We start from the raw sequence: 16,991 nt of genomic DNA, 5'->3' as shown, positions 1-16,991 counted from the left end.
AGGGCCGGCTGTGCTTGGCGCGAAACCGACGAGCATGACACGGATCGCGAGACTGTGCTGCGGGACATCATCGCGCGCCAGTACGCCTCTCCGCTCAGGATTGTCGCATGCAATGCCATCGACGGCTGATCTCGCGATGCTACCGAGGACATCGCCGATGCGCTCGCCGAACGCGCTGCTCATGAAAGGCTCGCTCTCTCGCCCGCGCTTGAGGCTTTCGTCCAGGCCAACGCCACGAGGCGCCTACGTGCAGCTTGCCCTACCCTCCGAGGCACGGCGTGCGCGTGCGCCTGCTCTCGCGCAACGGCACCGACTGGACGAAGCGTTATCCCTGGATTGCTGAGGCCGCGCTGAAGAATCGGCAAAAGAGGTTTGTGATAGATGGCGAGGCCGTGATCTTTGGAGTGGACGGCATCAGCGACTTTAACGCGCTGCACTCCCGCAAGCACGACCACGAAGTCCAGCTCTACGCCTTCGACATTCTCGCCATGGGTGGCGATGATCTGCGCGTCCTGCCCTTGCACCTGCGCAAGACCAACCTGAAAAGGCTTTTGGCGCGCCGTCCGGACGGCATGACCATCGCGCCTTTCGAGCGCGGCGAGATCGGTCCCGATCTATTCCGAGCAGCCTGCCGCATGGGGTTGGAAGGGCTGGTCTCAAAGCATCGCGATCGGCCGTACCGTGGCGGCCGGCAGAAGCACTGGATCAAGGTGAAGAATCGGAGCCACCCAGCCATGGGAAGGGAGCTATAATCTGTGGCCCTCCAGCTGAACCGGCGGGCCGTGAGCTTGCAGGCAGGAAGGGAGTAGACCACATCGGCCCCAGCCTGGAGGTTTTTCCGGATCGAAAAACGAGCTGGGACCGAGCGGTCTGCCGCCGCGTAGGTGGCAAACACTCCCCATTTCCAAAAATTGCTTGCCTGTGCTTTAACATTTGTGAGGCCAGCGGGCGAGTTGGAGCATCTGGTCGAAGTGTTATTTGCTGGTTCGGATTCGCCACAAGCCAAACGCAACTTACAGATTGTCGTCAGCGGAGCTTTGTCGCCATCCAATTGATCTCCTCGATAAAACTTTTTGCCTAGTCATGGGCAAAGGCCCGAATGTAACAGAGCGTGGCCCCCGCTTTGGGGAGGACATGGTCATGGCAGCAGTTCTGCAGAGCCTCGCGTTGGTCGCGTCCCTCAAGACATGTAGCTGAAATGAAAAGGCCGCAGGACCCCTGGTATCTAATCGATCGCTCTTGGCTGGTCATTGGCGCGATGTGTGCCCGCTTCAGCTGTATCTGGGCCCTCCGGAAATACGTCGCCAAAGCTCCCCCGGGGTGCCAGCCAATACCTTTTGGGCTTTCCGTTTTGCCACCGCGTCGTTAGCGCATTCAAATTCTACCGCGCCGACTAAGTCGCCTCGTTCATCCAGAATGTGGAGACGGTAACACGAAATGGCCTCGTCTTCGGTGCCTGGGTCCGACATCTCGGTATTTCCCCTGCTGAGCGAGCCGGGCAAGCCCTATGTATTCCAATCAGAACACCCACCGAAGGAAAGCCCGGCATTGGCGTCGGGCTTTAGGCTGGAGGAAAGGCGCCCCTGAAGACGCAACAAAGCCTACGATGAGTCGAGTCGGTATTGTGTGTCGCGATCGACACTGTGGACAACAAAGCGCTGCTGTCGCGTTTCAGAAATAACGCGCAGCGCCGACATCAAGCTTACCAGAGGAGTTAAGTTGTCGTTGATCCAGAGGCTTCTATCGTGCTCACAACCTGCAGATGAGGTGCGTCGCTTCTCAATGGCTATGAAGTGCGGCGTGGGCGCCCTGCGGTTCAAGAAGAATCTTAGGAGACCGATGCATCTTGCCAAATTTCATAGCGGGCTTTCAGAGCAAGTCCGATAGCAGGATCATCGAAGAACGCGTAACAGCGGATTCCGCAGCCGAGCCTGTGCGTCGCTTGAAAGCAAATACCCGGCGACCCCTGTTCAGCTTCATATTCATCGCCCCAGCGCCCCGCAAGAAGCCACCCTCGAATATGGCGCTGAGTGACGGCAAGGTGCACCGTCTTCCGTGTAGCTCCGTCAGATGTGGCGGACATAACGCTCGAGCGGCAGGATCGTCCGAAAGAAGGTCTAACACTTCTCATCGAATCAGACTCTTATGTCCTCATTCGCGGAGGGAGATAATGAAAATCATCTTTTCCGGTACTGACAATCCGACCAGGACGTGTGAGTTCTGCTTGGAGTCGATGAAGTTCTTGGGCGAACAGGCCGACTGTAGAGTATTCAGATGCAACGATTGCGCGCTTGTGGCCAGCGAGACAATCATGCCCGCAGCGCCCTTCCAAGCACTGTCAATTAAACGGCCTTCGCTCTGGCGTTGATTTCTAGCAAACAGTTCGGTCGGACTGCAGACTTCCCGTTAGACCAGGATCAATCTCGGGGATGTGCGTGACCGAGGAGCTATTTTTAGTTCCCCATCGCGCTTCTAAAGGTTCGGTCCTCGTCAGAGCAGGACAATTGTCGGTAGGGAGACGAGAGGCTGAAACAATGAAATTCCCTCGACGAGCCTCTCGGGCCGTGCCGCTAGAGCCGGTGCCATCGGTCATTGCTGAGCCAGTCGGCAGCTCGTCATAAGAACGTTCTGACTGCATTTCCAACCGGCGCCGAGATCGGAGCTGACCGGGCGCGGGATAAGCGCGATGGCGGCCATGAGCAGCGCGGCGGTGAAAGCAAGAGCCCGGGCGTTCCGATAGTGTGTCACAGATGTCTCTCCGTCCCTTGAGATGGAGGCAATCATTCGCCCTTTCGGCTTCAACTTCATGTCGTCGGCGCCCTAATCGTGTTTCCGGACCGTTTCGACCGGCGCTGGCGAGATCCGCCGGCAAAATCACTACCAGCCTGCAAATTTCCGAAAATTCCCTTGCCTCCTTGTGAACAACGGATTGCTCGATCTCATCGAGATGCGTCGGCAACTCACAGATTACATTCGCAACACGCGGACAATCTCATGAATGGCGCGTTAACTCCGACGCGAAGAATAGCTACCCGGTCAGCTTCTTAAGCATACTGCCTCCGTCCGCTTCGCGGCCAGCAACGAACACTCTACATCCCGGCTCCGACGCACCGAGTCCTGGTCACGCCCAGCCGGATTGAAAACCGGGCTGGCGCGTTGGCGCGCGATCCGCACGCCCCGCTTGGCCAGGTCGCGTAACTGCAAGAACATCATCGCAGTCATCATCCATCGTCGAAAGCATCATGCTGTTCCGGCAGAGGAATGCAGGGGTCACGGAGGATCGCAGCGAACGAGAGGTCGATTGACGTGTTGGGCGGAGCATCGCCGTATTTGCGCTCGTAATACAGCCGGGAAATTTCAATACGCTTGTTAGGCAGCTCGATACCCAGCAGCGGGAGAACGTACTTATCCAGCATAGCGATGTCGAAATCGACATAGTAGCCGATCAGGAGACGCGTCCCGATGAAGTGCAGAAAACTCGGCAGAACTTTCCAGACGATTGGCGCTGACTCGACATCTGACCGACGCAAACGGTGGATCTTGATTGCCTCTGCTCCCATCTCTCTGTCGGGACGGACTACGGCTTCGAAGTGCATGCTGGTCCGAACAAGAGCGCATCGTTCGGTGCGCCAAAAATGCCCTTTGCCGGGTGGGGCCAATCCGATCTCCACACAACGCGCTCGAGAGCGCTCTGTATATAGGCCTTCGCAACTTCAAGCGCTGGCCTGAAATCAAGCCTCGCTGCCAGGCCCGCTCGCCAGGAGCGCAATCGGCGATCGGCAGGAAGCCCGCCGAAGAACAATGTTTTCGACCGCCCCTGCTTCTAGGTGCGGTGGTGGCCGGCGGACTGTCCTCCATCGACGTGGAGAATTTCGCCTGTCACAAACCCTGCGCCGTCCAAGTAAAGTACCGCATCGACAACGTCGGCTATGTCTCCCATCCTGCCCATCGGGTGGAGCGCGGCCAACGCTTGATGCGCCTCCGGCGGATGCATCGGCGTTTTGATAATGCCCGGCGAGACTGCGTTGACGCGGACACCCGTGCTCGCATACTCGATCGCGAGCGCCTTGGTGGCCGCATTCAGGGCGCCTTTGGTAAGCGATGCCAAAGCAGCCGGGACGCTGTTCATCGGCTGGTCGACGAGACTCGTCGTGATCGTGACGACATGGCCACGCCCCTGCTTGCCCATGAGCTCAAGCGCCCGTTGTGTCATGTGAAAGAACCCTTCAACGTTCGTCGAGAGGTAGGCCTGATAATCGGCCTGGGTGTAAGCGATGAACGGCTTCGCCATGAACATGCCGGCGTTGTTGACCAGCGTATCGACCCGGCCGAAACGCTCAAGCGCCGCGCTGAACGTGCGCTGCGCCGTTTGGGAATCGCCGACGTCGCCCGGCACGACCAGCATGTCGGCATCAACGCCTGGCTTGATTGATCGAGAGGTCGCGACGACCTCGTAGTTTCGCTGCCGAAAGGCCTTTGCAATCCCGGCGCCGATCCCCTGGGATGCCCCGGTGACGATGGCAACTTTCCGTTCTGTGCCCATGACCGTCTCCCTTCAAGATGCGCCGCTTGCCGCAAGCGGATCGTAGCTGCCTTGCCGAAGCATCATGTGGAGTTGCCGTCGCCTCACCCCAATATTGCCGCCGTCGAAGATTGGCAGTGCCAGCGCATCCTGGAGCAGACGAGCGAACGGCGCTTCGTGATCGTAGCTGTCGACGCCAACCACCCGCATAAGATCGGTGATTACGCGCACTGCCGCTTCCGAGCCAAAGATTTTTGCCTCGATGGCGAATTCATCCGCCCCTGGCGACTGCGTATCGACCGCGTGACACGCCCGCCAGCTGAGATAGCGTGCGGCCTCGATCGTGGTCTTGGCATCAGCCAGCGCATATCCGACGGCCTGATGCTCGATGATCGGGTGAACGCCGCCGCGCTTTTCGGTCCGGGCGAATTGAAGCGCGAACTCAAACGCCGCGCGCATGAGTGCCACGCCAAAGATGCCGACGAGCGCCGCAGTCCCCGTGAAAGCGGCCGCCGTAAGCGCGAGACCGGCCCCCTCCTGACCCAATAGATTGCGGTGCGGTGTCGCAACATTCTGCAATCCGAACTGCGGCACAAGATGCGCGCGATGGCCGATCGTGTCGATGGCGCGTTCGAACACAAGGCCCTTGACCGGTCCCTCGACAGCAATGATCGAGATCGCTTCACTAGGGGGCGCTGCGGAATTGGTTCGGCACACGACACACAGGACGTCGGCGCCTCCGCGGTTCCAGCCCGTTGCCGAGGACACCCATTTCTTGCGGCCGTTGATCACCCAGGTGTCGCCCTCCCGTCTCGCGGTGGTGCGAACCCCTTCGCCCGGCGGAGGCGAGCCGGCATTTGCGCTGCCGCCGGGCTCGCTGGAGCAGAATCCGGCGAGCGGCGCACCACTCGTCCTTAAGAACGGCACGAGCAGGCGCTGGCACTGGTCCGGCGTGCCGCCGAGCAGAATCGGGAGCAAGCCGAGCACGGTGCCGAGCATCGTCAGCGTCACGCTGGCGTTCACGCTGTAGAATTCCTCGGCCAGGATCGCCATGTCGATCAAGCCGGCATTCTCGCCACCCGCCGGCGACGGGATGCATTTGCGCAAATAGCCGGCCGCAACCGTAGCTTCATAGGTGGGCCGGGTCGCGAGAAAGCGTTCTTCCGGTGTTGCCAGCAGCTCAGCGCGCCGGGCCTCGCTGAGCACTTCCCTCGCGAACTTGCGCGACGCACGCTGAAGATCCCGCTGTTGTGTCGTAAGCGTGAAATCGATTGCCATGGCGATGTCCTCTGATCCCGGATATCAACCGTCGGGCCATGGCTATCCCGGGATCAGAAGAAAATCTCGGACGGCAGCGTCCGATTTCTTGGCGTGGAGTGAACTGGATCAGTCAGGGTGCGTTGCTCGCACGCCGAAACTCGCGCGGAGCTAAACCGTGGCTGCGCTTGAACAGACGGTTGAAATGCGAGATGTCGCGAAAGCCCGCGGCAAAAGCAATTTCGGCTATGGTCTTGTAAGCGGACTTGGGGTCAACCAACACGCGCGCGCAGGCAGCAATCCGCCGCTCATTGACGCGTTCGTTGACGGAGCGATCCGTTCTGGCAAAGAGACGATGCACATAGCGCTCGGAGCAACGGAACTTCGTGGCAAGCGCCGCCGCGCCAAGTTCGGGATCCTCGCTGTGACGTTCGATATGGTCCATCATCATTGACAGCAGGACGGGGACATGCACGCGCTCGGCGGACATATCGCCCAACACGGCAGGCGCGTGTGCGATCAGATCGACCACATGCGCGCCGACCGCAGCCGAGGTCATTGACCCCCGATGGTCCGCCAGACAGATTTCGGCATAGCCGGCGAGCGTCTTCGACAGGGCACGGCCGATTTCGGTCCGGGACAAATAGAGTTGCGGACGATCGAACAGCCCGCTCGGCAGCATTCGTCGCGGTACGGCAAAGCAGAAGAGCTTGAAGCTGTGGCAGTTGGCGATCTCGAACGGCTCAGTCGTATCCGCAATTGCGAGGTCACCGGGCGCGCAGGTCTGCTCGTGGTCGCGTTGCCTGGTGCGCCCGAGCCCTTCGATCTGGAGGTTGATGAAACAGAGATCGTCGGTGCTGCCGGATATATGCGAAGCAAGACGAACCACCGTATGCTGCGTCGCGCTCACCAGGGAGACCTGGATCGGCGCCGCATCAGCTCTGGAAATGGCGCCTTGAAACGGCTCTTCCGCAACCCTTCGCGGCTCCAGGCGAACAAATGCCGCGGCAAGGTCGTCCGCCCAGCTTCCAAACGGTTGATCCGCGCGTCCCGGTCTGGTCGACCACTCCATGAGCACCCCATACGAATTGCAAGGGTTCAGCCGGCACAGGATATCGCCGGGGTAATATGCGGTCAAATTCCCGGCAGGTGGCAAGTTCGTGTTCACCCGGAAGCGGGGGCAAACATCTGGAGTTACCCCCGTCAGACCGGACACTCGGCTGGTTTGAGTGATGCAATGTACTCCCGCGGTGAGCGGTAGCCCAGCCGGAAGTGCGGGTGTTCTGAGTTGTGATCCTCCATCCATTGGTCGATCCGCTGCAGGGCGGTGCTCGCGTCAGGGATCGGGTTCACACGAACATAGTCACGCTTGAAGCTCTTGACGAACGCCTCGGCCATGCCGTTGCTCTCGGGGCTTTCGATCGGCGTGAAGCAGGGCTCGAGGTTCAGGGCAGCGGCAATCTCAAGGGTGCGATAGGCGGCGAAGATGGATCCATTGTCGGTCAGCCATTGCACCTTGCGCGGAGCCCGGATGTCGGCGAACCGCTGTTCGACACAGTGGACCATCATGTCCCGGATCATCTCGCCGGAGATCCCAGCCGTTGTGGCCACCCAGCTGATGACCTCGCGATCGTGGCTGTCCAGGGCAAAGGCAACCCGCACGATCTCGCCATTCCAGCAGGTGAATTCCACCGCGTCCGAACACCAACGCTCGTTGGAGCGGCTTGTCATGATCGTTCCGTCTGGGCCCGTGAGGTGCGGCGCCCTGTATGCCGGGTAGCAACAAGCCGCTCTTCAGTCGGTAGACGCGCTTGGCGTTGACAGGGTCGTGGCCGGCGGATCGCCGCTCGCGCTTGAGGAGCGCGGCGATCCGCCGGTATCCATAGCTTGGGCGGCTATCCACCAGGCGACAGATATCAGACGTGAGCTCCGCATCCCGGCGCGGGGTCTGGGGACCGCGCTTCGGACGCTTGCCACCCCGCTCGCTCAATCAGGTTGGAACGGGCCACCCCGAGGGTCTCTGCGATCCGTTTCACGGGGTATCCTCCGGTGCCTGCGATCGCGACAGCAAGGTCGGTTTTTTACCCGTGCAAGATCAAGAGCCTCTTTGAGGATCTCGATCTCCATGGTCTTGCGGCCCAGCAGGCGTTCGAGGTCTTGAACCCGTTCCTCCAGCCGCCGGACCTCGGACGCGGCGACCACATTCTCGTCGGCCCGCACCGCTTTCGGCTATCCGATGATCGAGCAGAGCATGATCGCGCTCGATGGCCGTCCTCTGACCGGCCCCCTCTCCGTGCCAGAGGAGGAGCCACAGCAGGCCTCGCTGTACCCCACCGCCGGCACTCAGGCGTGCTGCAGCGTGCGCGGAAAGGCGGCGACCATGGCTTTTCGTGGGGATACCGCGGGATTGCCGTGGCTGCAGCTCTGGCGCGACCTGCGACCGGGCTGTGCCGTAGCGTCAATTGAGCCTTGTACGATCGCACGCCGCGAAGATGGTCACAACGAGCCGGCACCGACGTTAGCGCCAGCCAGTGGCCAATCATCAGGAGTGACTACGCCATCGGGCTCAATGACTCGCCGCAGCGCGGCCAAGCCAAGCGCATCGGTCCGTGTGATTGGTGTTCAGGCAAACGCCTAGTCAGACTCGTCCCCGAGCTTGGTCAGCTCGTGCTCTCGAAGGGACAGATTACATCACTATCGCTGGCATGCGCTCCGGCCTGGGCGTCTGATTTCGAGCTCGGGTTGTCAGCCCTGAATGTTCAGTTTTCTTAGATCCGGCGGCAAGCGAAGCGCCGCATAAGACTCACGATATCATTTGAGGAGTTGGAGCACGTTCCCGTTGGAAGCCTCAGCCAACAGCCGCCGCTCATCCGCCATGGGATTTTCAAGCATGCCCAGCCGTTCCGCACGCCATCATACGCTATTGTACGCTGGCAGCGAAAATGCGGTGGAATGCCGATCTTGATCGGCTAAGTTCAGGTTCACGACAACGCCATCGAGACTACCCGGCCGAGACTACGCCAAGCCTCGCCAGAGGATCCCATCGCACTACTCCCACTCTATCATTTCGGACAGCGCATCGTCGTTGATTTGCAAGCACAATTCTTCAAGTCTGACGGACAAATGCCGACGGTATACCCGCCGCAATTTTGTGGTCTTGAATTCACAGAAAAATTTGAGTCGTTCGCGCTCTCGGCGATTTCGCCACCTATCGGAGTCAATCGACTGATCAGCGTTGCCGGCGTGGTCAATGCTGCCGTTACGGCCTTGGAGTTGGGCGTGTGTTCAAATACCATCATAGATCAGGAGTGCCCCGGTCCGCTCGTTCGATGGTTCGCACCAGTCGCTGCCATACCGCGACTGAAATGCGACCAGTTGATGCGGGCTACCTTCAAGTTTTCGGCTGGGGACCGCGCGTACCCTGAATTGCATACTCGCCGAGTGCCAGAATTGTCGACGAACTGCAGATCTTGGCTTTCGACAGGAGGGGGCCCTTCGGCGAGGGGGGTGTCCTGTCAACCTTACTGAAATCGCCAACCTTTTTCGCTTACGCCGCGAGCAATCTACGGTCCCAACCACGGTCCTTTTCGTAGCCTCGCGACCGTAGTTTTCGGCCAGCTCGAGCAACGCGCCGGCCTCGCCAGGCACCCTGCTCTCTTCAGCCAAATCCCGGCACAGCCGCTCCATGCGCGCGAGCTCGTCGATGTCGTGCTGATGCTGCCCCATGCCGCGGCATGACACTCCCGGCTGCACCATCGAGTCAAGAATCGCCACCCGGAAATTTCCCAATGTCGCTCGGCTGAGACCGGATCGATCATTTGGAAGTGAAATCACCGAAGCCCAAGGAATGGACAGTGGCTGAGCGGCGGGTGGTTGTCGCGTCGCCGTGTCGCGTCGGAGATAGCCGGGGCGCTTGGCCGAAAGCGCCATGAATGTTGGAACGGGCACGTGCTCAAAAATTGGCGCCACGGGCACTCGCTCATAGCCCGTGAGCCCTGCGGGTCCGTTAGCCCCTCCATATAGAACCGCTCCGTCGGATCTTCTCCACACCCACGACAAACAGTAGCTCGCGCGCGTTCCAAGCCACTACGTCTTGAGAACTTGACTCTCGTTGGCGGCGCGCTTCGATGGCGGGATGACTGTCCGCATTTTCAAGCACGAAGCTGTGCCGCACTGATGGGCGCCGAAGTCGATATTTCTATTTCGACGACCTTCCATCGCGACGGCTGCGCCCAGGGCAAGTGCCCCGCGAGAAAGCTTTGGATTGGGCGAGAATGTTTGCTCGGATTATGCGGAGCATAATCGAGAGCTGGCCTTGAGGAAAGGCCGCGCCATATCGACACAGCACTTCTACGGTGTTGGTGACTCCACTTCTCTGCTGGAGGTCTCGCTCCTTTCCTCGAGACGGTTTATCTGCCCGAGGTGCGGCACGCGGGCTCCACATTGTCGCCGACAGCAACGGTACCGAGCAAGCCATCTTGCCCCAGGGGCACGCCATCGCGGTGAATTGAGAAACGCCTATAGCTCAGCGGCATTTCCGGCTGGGGCTGATCCAATGAAGCTGATGAACGAACGTCCTTACCCCGACCCAGAGACCGCGGCGCGCAAGCTGATCGAGCTCGCAAAACGCATAGAGGCGGTCCAGGACGGACGCACTCACATCGAGAAGAATCAACGCGCGGTTTCTCTCGAAGAGCGGGCCCGCAAAACCACCGGGCCTGAGTTCGGCGCCGGCATCCGTTACGCAATCGAACAAGGTTGGCTAGAGCGGCATGAGAGTGGGACTTACGTGACATTGCTGCCGACCTGTTGAGCCGCCAATAGGAACCCGGAACTCGCCGCCAATAGCGCGGCGATACGCCCCTTGGAAGGACGAAACCTCTGGTTTATGGTTCTGTGCTGCCCCATCCCAGGGGTTAGCGGAGCGGCCCCGGTCCATACGTCTCGACTCCCCCCAACCGGGGCCGCGTCCTCCGGGCGAAGCCACGCCAATGATTCGCAATTCCACCCTTCGGCACCTATCTTTTCAGGGTCAGTAAGCGTGGAGTTTTGAGTATGCCGCGTAGCAGCCGGACGCCCTCGATCGTGCCCTCCGGCGACGATCAGACGGTCTACCTTGCGAAGGATGATCTGGGGCGTCTTGGCGCCGTTTGGCGCGAGGCCGACGCCGAGGCAACTAACCTTGAGACTGTCCTCACCGACCTGATGGCGGGCGAGTAGAAAGACCCGCTCCGCGTCATTGCCTTCAACACCCACGAGCGTTGGTCAGAGGATGTCTCGGAGGACATTGCCCGCGAGATCCGCCGGCGCTTCGACCTGCAGCTCGCCGACGTGCCGTCGGCCCTGCAGGATTTTGTCGAGCGACACGAAGGCCACCACCGGCAGCTGGCGTTGCGGTTAGTGTAGTCGGGACCGGTATCAGCGATATGATCTTCCTCGGCCTCGACACTTGCGGCCCAGAAAGGAGTTGGTGATCGAAGAGGAGTAGATCGACGGACTAGTCATCTGGAACGCAAGTTCGTGACATTAGTTGATCGCTCGAATCTCTAGAGAGGGGAGCGCTCGTGGCGAATGCAGGGGTGAAAGGCCGGCCGATCCCGCCGTTGCTGCTGAGTCCGCAGGAGCGGGCGTACTTGGAGAGGCAAGTTCGTCGTCATCGGGTAGCCGGGTCGCTATCTGATCGATGCCGTGCGATCCTGCGGTGTGCCGATGGCTTGGCAAGCAGGTCCGTAGCTGCCGAACTCGGCCTTCACGAACATACCGTTGGTAAGTGGCGTCGCCGGTTTTTGAAGGATCGCTGTGATGGCCTGCTTGACGAAGCGCGACCTGGCCGCCCTCGCACCATCAACGACGATCAGGTTGCCGCGGTGATCGAGCGGACGCTGCGGACGACGCCGGCCGACGCGACGCACTGGTCGATCCGGTCGCGGAAACTGGGTTTTCCCACACCACGATCCGCCGAATGTGGTCGGCGTTCGGCTTGCAGCCGCACCGTAGCCAGACATTCAAGCTGTCGAGCGATCCGTTGTTCGTCGACAAGGTGCGCGATATCGTCGGCCTTTATCTATCCCCACCCAACCGTGCGCTCGTCCTCAGCATCGATGAGAAAAGCCAGATTCAGGCGCTCGATCGCGAGCAGCCGGTCTTGCCGATGGTGCCTGGGGTGCCGGAACGGCGTACGCACAGCTATGTGAGGCATGGTACGACCACGCTGTTTGCCGCGCTCGATGTCGCTTCCGGCTTCGTCATTGGCAAATGCTACAAGCGCCATCGGGCGATCGAGTTCTTGAAGTTCCTCAAAGAGATCGACGCTCAAATCCCTGAGGGGCTCGCTGTCCATATCGTCATGGACAACTACGCCACCCACAAGACACCCAGGATCAAAGCGTGGCTCGCTCGCCGGCCGCACTATCATGTCCACTTCACGCCGACTTCCGCGTCATGGATCAATCAGATCGAACGCTGGTTCGCTGAACTCACCAGAAAGCAGATCCAGCGAGGTGTTCACACCTCCGTCAGGCAGCTCGAGGCCGATATCCGTACCTTCATCGAAAGGCACAATGATAACCCGAAGCCCTTCAAATGGACCAAGTCCGCAGACCAGATCTTGGCTTCTGTCAAACGCTTCTGCCACAAAGCCCAGCAGACTTTATGTGGCGAACTTTAGATTCACGTGACTAGGTTTCATGTGCTGGTGTGGACGGCCTCTCATCCCCACGGTTCTATGGCGCTGTCAGCGTCACAGCTAGATGAGAGGAAAGTCTGATGAATCTTCCTGTTCGCATCGGTATGGACACTTCCAAGTCGGTTTTCCAGCTTCATGGTGTTGATGAGAACGAGGTGGTGGTGGTCCGCCGCCAGTTCCGGCGAGCCGAGATGATCCGCTACTTCGAGCGGCTTCCACCGGTTCTCGTCGCCATCGAGTCCTGCGGCAGCTCGCATCATTGGGCGCGCCTGCTGCAGTCGTTCGGTCACCAGGTGAAGCTGATCCCACCTCAGTACGTGAAGGCTTACGTGAAGCGCGGCAAGAACGACGCGGCCGATGCCGAAGCGCTGTGCGAGGCGGTCATACGGCCGAATATGCGGTTTGTACCGGTCAAATCGAAGGATCGCCAAGCGGCCTGCATGTTAATGACTGTGCGGGAACGCCTGGTCAGCGTGAAGTCGCAGCTTTCCAATGCTTTCAGGAGCTATGCGGCTGAGTTTGGCATCGTCGGCCCCGCCGGTCGGCAGAATGTCGCGCAACTTATCAAGCGGGTGCTCGAGGATAATAGCTTGCCGGAAATGGCAAAGGATCTCTTCCGACTCCAAGCAGAGGAATATGCCGCGGTCGAAGCCCGCCTGGCAAAAATCGAAGCCAAGCTGATGAGGTGGCACCGCGACGATGATGTCAGCAGGCGGATCGCGACGATTCCCGGCGTCGGTCCGATTGGGTCGTCCATGCTAAGCATGAAGGCGCCGCCGCCGGAGACGTTTAGGTCAGGCCGCGACTTTGCCGCTTGGCTCGGACTGACACCCAAGGATCATTCGACGGGCGGCCGGCAAAGATATGGCGGCATCACAAAGGCCGGAGACTCAATGCTCCGATCGACGTTGATTGTCGGCGCGACCGCGCTGCTAAGGCACATTCGAAAGGGCCGCCATAAGCCGACACCCTGGCTTGCATCGCTACTGGAGCGAAAGCCGCCGAAATTGGTGGCGGTGGCCTTGGCTAACAAGTTCGCCCGTATCGCTTGGCGATTGATGATATCGGGCGGAGTATACAACCGACCGGTAGCCGCCATGCCCGCCTGATCTGAAATCGGCACCGCGAGCGAGGTTGCTCGGCGGATAGCCTACGAACTTGCAGGACGCAGTAGATGGAAGGACCGATCGGTCGATACGCGCGAGCTTCCGTAGATTACACTGGCATCATCAAGGTTGCCTATGTGCTTGGAGCGTGCGTAGCGAACACCATCTTGGCCAGCGGACTTTGTCCGCGCAAACAGGCCGGACATCTGATAGCAAGCGATCAGGTCAAAAGTCTGCTACCATCCTGACAAGTGGGGGCCGTCCACATCTGCAAATCTCTACGGCATCCACCAAGCTGCCATGCTCGCGCTCTCGTGCGACGTGCCGAGGCTACTAACAGCACTGACAGCCGCAGCGTTCTCAACACCAAGCGCGCTGCGGCCGGTGTAGCGCAAAGGGCCGACAACCTCAGCGTAGTTGCGACAGCACGGCCACAAGCATAGAGATCACCATTGGTCAAGAGGCGGGGGCGCGCATGATCCTGTATGAAATTCAAACCGGCATGACCGTAGAGAACGGTCGGATAGTCAAAATCCCAGAAGGGTGGCTGATCGGTCCAGACAATTTGGTGAAGCGGGATCGGTACGCCGAATGGTCGTGCAACTGCACAAAGTTCGAGCAGATGGGCATCTGCTCGCATGTGGTCGCCGTCGCGGCTATGGAAGATGATCAAATCAAAGCGCTTGGCGATGAGTTCATGCGAGACTGGTTGGCGCTGGCGAGTGTTGGGGTCAGGTTGAAAGCGGCGTTAGCCGGGAAGCCGGACGCTTGATCGATTGCGCCACGCGGCAAGGCAAGCCCTTCGGCGACCTTGCGCGCCTCCGTCTCCCGCTCTGCCAATGCGTGGACCGAGGCGCCATAGGCTCTCTCGTGACTTGGGCAGACTGAACCGCCATAGATCTTCTCTCGTGCGCGGGCCGGCGGTCGTTAGGCAAATTGTTGAGGATTGGTCCGGGCCGAGCTACCCGCAATGGCGGGTGTGGATATGTCCGCCCAGCACCGGACACTCGCGCTGTTCGGGCACGCGCAATCAAGTTCGAAAAGCGAGTGCCCAAGTTTGCGCCCGCACTATTGGGTTTTCGACGCTGCGGATCGTACGGCGCTCTGATAATCACCAAGCAGTTTGGCGTCTTCGATTGACCCGTGATGGTGCATCTGCCGCCAGCGACCATTGATCAGTTGAAAAATGCGGGTCGTGCGAACGTTCAGACTTTTTACGGCGTCACCATCATGGTACGTGCCGCGTTCCCGCCCCACGGCCCAAAATACATCGCCGGCGCGATGTATGGTATAGTCCCAAAATTCAACGTGAACGTCCGCCGGGCTCTTGAAGACTCCCTGATACATCGCGTGTGGTTGATCTGCTCCCCGCCGAATCCCTCCGAGAGGATTATCAATGGCGACCTCATCGGAATGAGCAAAGTTATCGTCGATCATCTTCAAATCACGAGTGTTGAACCCGCGGTAAAATTGAGCCAATGCCTGTTGAGGCTGGCTTAGGTCTCCGAGATCTTCGCTACCTGTGATTGGAGCTTGTATCGGTTTTTGCCCTTGCGCCTCGGCGGCACCAACAGCCGTCGAAAACACTACCAAATTGGCTGCCAAACCGAAAATCGCTGAGGTGAGTAGGCTCGTTTGGTATAGTATAGCCGACATTGGCCCTCTCCTCTTGCAGGTGGTTGCCGCACTTCTATCGATTTCCATTCGGTCGCACGCTACGACGCGGCGCGAATCTTACATCGGCAAAAATGCTGCCGGAGCGACAAGTTTGCTGTGTTAAACTGCAAAAATGCAGGACTTGGATTGGAATGACCTGCGTTACATTCTCTTGGTGGCGCGCTCGGGGCGCATTGCTGGCGCGGCGCGCGAGCTTGGGGTGGATGAGACCACAGTCGCTCGTCGCATTGCGCGTCTTGAGCGGCTGCTGGGCGTGCGCTTGTTCGAGCGCCACGCTGGTAATCTAACGCCGACCGACAGTGGGCAGATTGTCATCACTCAAGCCGAGCGCATCGAACTCGATGTCGAGGCTATCAAGGAAAGCGTAAGGGATGCCGACAGGGTTGAGGTCGGCAAAGTGCGCGTGACCGCGGTGCCGCTAGTATTAAACCATATTCTAATCCCCGCATTGCCCGGTTTTCTCCAATTGCACCCGCGGTTGCAAATCGAACTTGTCGCCGATCCACGCAATCTCAGCGTGACAAACCGGGAAGCCGACATCGCACTGCGTCTGACTCGACCGGAAAGTGAGCATCGGGTAGTAGCTCGCCGTGTCGGCACCTTTGAATACGCGGTATATGCTGCATCAGCGGGGCACCACGATTTGCCTTGGATCACCTATGACGCCATCTGGTCTAACTTGCCGCACGCACTTTGGATGACGGAAGCGATAGCGTCCGATCCGAAATCGGAAACATTTGTCACCGTCAATGACTCGGAGTTGGCCCTCACCGCCGTCCGTGCCGGCTTGGGCCGCTCGCTGCTACCCTGTCGTATAGCGGATAACTTTCCTGAACTTTCGCGTTTAAGCGGCGCAACCCCCATTCTCTCGCGTGAGATGTGGCTGATGGTCCATCCTGATCTCAAGCATCTGGCGCGGGTCAGGGCGGTAATATCTTGGATTGAGCGCCTCATGTCGGCAGGATGTACGTAATTGCTGGGGTGTCCGCCTAGCGACTGACCGGGCTCGGCCCGCGATGCTCGTACCCGCTATGCGTCGACCGGATTGGGGTCAACATGAGAAGAACTCAGAGTGAGCAAATCTGGCCGGCTATGCCCCGCTAAGCGGACCTCAATGAGAGCTGCCGCCACTTCGGTCGCCTGCCATTGTGACGGCGCCCGACTTAGCCGCTCGCCGGCCTCGATTGCGCATCGGACCGTGCAGGCCTAATGTGGAATGTCGAGGTTAGAGTTGGTTCGGACCGTTGCCGGATGACCTCCGAGCCTGATTTCTCATCCGGGCATGGAGGAAGCAATGGGACGAAAGTTCATCGACTGCCGTGAGTTCCCGAGTGACATGAATTGCACGATCGCCCTCAGCGCCGACAGCGAGGCCGAACTCTTAGAAGCAGCGGTCCAGCATGCAGTGGCGGTGCACCGGCATCAGGACACGCCCGAACTGCGCGACCAGATCAGAGGCTTGATCAAGGAGGGAACGCCTCCTTTGGAGTCTCCGCGCCACGCAGCCTGACAACCCTGGGGGTCTAAATCAGCGCGGCCCCGGCCGCACTTTGGTTTGGCGCCGGGAATTGCGTCGAATGTCGAGGGAAGGATCAATATTTCCGAGCCCCGGTCACGAGCCGAAAGGCTCGGAGGGAGCATTATTGGTCGGCTTCACGACCGAAACCCAACCCGCGAAGCCAGAGGTCCTTACGCGCCGTCCGGTGACCAAGTTGACCAGCCAGCGCTTGCCGTCCCGACGGGC

General features: G+C 59.7%; 13 protein-coding genes and 2 pseudogenes. 8 read left to right on the top strand and 7 right to left on the bottom strand.

Translation table 11 applies throughout. The annotated features are described in order from the left end of the window. Nucleotides 1-278 precede the first annotated feature (278 nt). Nucleotides 279-752, top strand: a complete 474-nt coding sequence (locus BM222_RS29780; protein ID WP_244547311.1) for an ATP-dependent DNA ligase — start codon at nucleotides 279-281, stop codon at nucleotides 750-752. Nucleotides 753-3,221: 2,469 nt separating this feature from the next. Here the strand turns inward: BM222_RS29780 and BM222_RS29770 are convergent. The 6 genes and pseudogenes from BM222_RS29770 to BM222_RS43460 form a co-directional block, all read right to left on the bottom strand. Beyond that, nucleotides 3,222-3,659, bottom strand: coding sequence for an exonuclease domain-containing protein (locus BM222_RS29770; protein WP_244547310.1), 438 nt, complete (start codon nucleotides 3,657-3,659; stop codon nucleotides 3,222-3,224). Between the two features lie 164 nt (nucleotides 3,660-3,823). Continuing rightward, nucleotides 3,824-4,543, bottom strand: coding sequence for an SDR family NAD(P)-dependent oxidoreductase (locus BM222_RS29765; protein ID WP_092236189.1), 720 nt, complete (start codon nucleotides 4,541-4,543; stop codon nucleotides 3,824-3,826). Between the two features lie 12 nt (nucleotides 4,544-4,555). Further along, complete coding sequence (locus tag BM222_RS29760) at nucleotides 4,556-5,800, bottom strand: acyl-CoA dehydrogenase family protein (protein ID WP_092236186.1); 1,245 nt, start codon at nucleotides 5,798-5,800, stop codon at nucleotides 4,556-4,558. A 112-nt stretch (nucleotides 5,801-5,912) separates the two neighbouring features. Continuing rightward, nucleotides 5,913-6,851, bottom strand: a complete 939-nt coding sequence (locus BM222_RS29755; RefSeq protein WP_177243551.1) for a helix-turn-helix domain-containing protein — start codon at nucleotides 6,849-6,851, stop codon at nucleotides 5,913-5,915. A gap of 131 nt (nucleotides 6,852-6,982) precedes the next feature. Continuing rightward, nucleotides 6,983-7,510 (bottom strand): DDE-type integrase/transposase/recombinase, encoded by a 528-nt coding sequence (locus BM222_RS29750; RefSeq protein ID WP_092236181.1) that lies wholly within the window; start codon nucleotides 7,508-7,510, stop codon nucleotides 6,983-6,985. A gap of 76 nt (nucleotides 7,511-7,586) precedes the next feature. After that, a pseudogene (locus BM222_RS43460) lies at nucleotides 7,587-7,769 on the bottom strand (IS3-like element IS426 family transposase); the annotation flags it as partial. Between the two features lie 2,565 nt (nucleotides 7,770-10,334). Here BM222_RS43460 and BM222_RS29740 point away from each other — a divergent pair. The 5 genes and pseudogenes from BM222_RS29740 to BM222_RS29720 all read left to right on the top strand — a co-directional run bounded on the left by BM222_RS29740 (nucleotide 10,335) and on the right by BM222_RS29720 (nucleotide 14,342). Further along, nucleotides 10,335-10,592: a hypothetical protein gene (locus BM222_RS29740; protein ID WP_092236178.1), complete on the top strand. Its 258-nt coding sequence runs from the start codon at nucleotides 10,335-10,337 to the stop codon at nucleotides 10,590-10,592. A 242-nt stretch (nucleotides 10,593-10,834) separates the two neighbouring features. Next, nucleotides 10,835-10,999, top strand: coding sequence for a hypothetical protein (locus BM222_RS42370; protein ID WP_244547309.1), 165 nt, complete (start codon nucleotides 10,835-10,837; stop codon nucleotides 10,997-10,999). 344 nt (nucleotides 11,000-11,343) lie between these two features. Beyond that, nucleotides 11,344-12,446: pseudogene (locus BM222_RS29730) on the top strand (IS630 family transposase). Nucleotides 12,447-12,544: 98 nt separating this feature from the next. Continuing rightward, nucleotides 12,545-13,573: an IS110 family RNA-guided transposase gene (locus BM222_RS29725; protein WP_092236174.1), complete on the top strand. Its 1,029-nt coding sequence runs from the start codon at nucleotides 12,545-12,547 to the stop codon at nucleotides 13,571-13,573. 472 nt (nucleotides 13,574-14,045) lie between these two features. Continuing rightward, on the top strand, nucleotides 14,046-14,342 hold the full coding sequence (locus tag BM222_RS29720; protein WP_092236171.1) for an SWIM zinc finger family protein: 297 nt from the start codon (nucleotides 14,046-14,048) through the stop codon (nucleotides 14,340-14,342). A gap of 296 nt (nucleotides 14,343-14,638) precedes the next feature. On the opposite strand, the gene BM222_RS29715 is transcribed toward BM222_RS29720, so the two are convergent. After that, nucleotides 14,639-15,226: a YybH family protein gene (locus BM222_RS29715; RefSeq protein WP_092236333.1), complete on the bottom strand. Its 588-nt coding sequence runs from the start codon at nucleotides 15,224-15,226 to the stop codon at nucleotides 14,639-14,641. A gap of 133 nt (nucleotides 15,227-15,359) precedes the next feature. On the opposite strand from BM222_RS29715, the gene BM222_RS29710 reads away from it, so the two are divergent. Continuing rightward, on the top strand, nucleotides 15,360-16,220 hold the full coding sequence (locus BM222_RS29710; RefSeq protein ID WP_092236170.1) for a LysR family transcriptional regulator: 861 nt from the start codon (nucleotides 15,360-15,362) through the stop codon (nucleotides 16,218-16,220). A gap of 321 nt (nucleotides 16,221-16,541) precedes the next feature. Then, complete coding sequence (locus BM222_RS29705; RefSeq protein ID WP_092236330.1) at nucleotides 16,542-16,757, top strand: DUF1059 domain-containing protein; 216 nt, start codon at nucleotides 16,542-16,544, stop codon at nucleotides 16,755-16,757. Nucleotides 16,758-16,991 lie beyond the last annotated feature (234 nt).

Origin of the sequence: Bradyrhizobium sp. Gha (assembly GCF_900113735.1) — a bacterium.
Classification (GTDB): domain Bacteria; phylum Pseudomonadota; class Alphaproteobacteria; order Rhizobiales; family Xanthobacteraceae; genus Bradyrhizobium.
This window is presented reverse-complemented; position numbering and strand designations above follow the sequence as displayed.

What these genes read in the sequence shown, in the direction of transcription:
- BM222_RS29755 (WP_177243551.1), bottom strand. Translation starts at nt 6,851, where the DNA reads ATGGAGTGGTCGACCAGACCGGGACGCGCGGATCAACCGTTTGGAAGC.
- BM222_RS29705 (WP_092236330.1), top strand. Translation starts at nt 16,542, where the DNA reads ATGGGACGAAAGTTCATCGACTGCCGTGAGTTCCCGAGTGACATGAAT.
- BM222_RS29750 (WP_092236181.1), bottom strand. Translation starts at nt 7,510, where the DNA reads ATGACAAGCCGCTCCAACGAGCGTTGGTGTTCGGACGCGGTGGAATTC.
- BM222_RS42370 (WP_244547309.1), top strand. Translation starts at nt 10,835, where the DNA reads ATGCCGCGTAGCAGCCGGACGCCCTCGATCGTGCCCTCCGGCGACGAT.
- BM222_RS29740 (WP_092236178.1), top strand. Translation starts at nt 10,335, where the DNA reads ATGAAGCTGATGAACGAACGTCCTTACCCCGACCCAGAGACCGCGGCG.
- BM222_RS29765 (WP_092236189.1), bottom strand. Translation starts at nt 4,543, where the DNA reads ATGGGCACAGAACGGAAAGTTGCCATCGTCACCGGGGCATCCCAGGGG.
- BM222_RS29715 (WP_092236333.1), bottom strand. Translation starts at nt 15,226, where the DNA reads ATGTCGGCTATACTATACCAAACGAGCCTACTCACCTCAGCGATTTTC.
- BM222_RS29760 (WP_092236186.1), bottom strand. Translation starts at nt 5,800, where the DNA reads ATGGCAATCGATTTCACGCTTACGACACAACAGCGGGATCTTCAGCGT.
- BM222_RS29725 (WP_092236174.1), top strand. Translation starts at nt 12,545, where the DNA reads ATGAATCTTCCTGTTCGCATCGGTATGGACACTTCCAAGTCGGTTTTC.
- BM222_RS29710 (WP_092236170.1), top strand. Translation starts at nt 15,360, where the DNA reads ATGCAGGACTTGGATTGGAATGACCTGCGTTACATTCTCTTGGTGGCG.
- BM222_RS29720 (WP_092236171.1), top strand. Translation starts at nt 14,046, where the DNA reads ATGATCCTGTATGAAATTCAAACCGGCATGACCGTAGAGAACGGTCGG.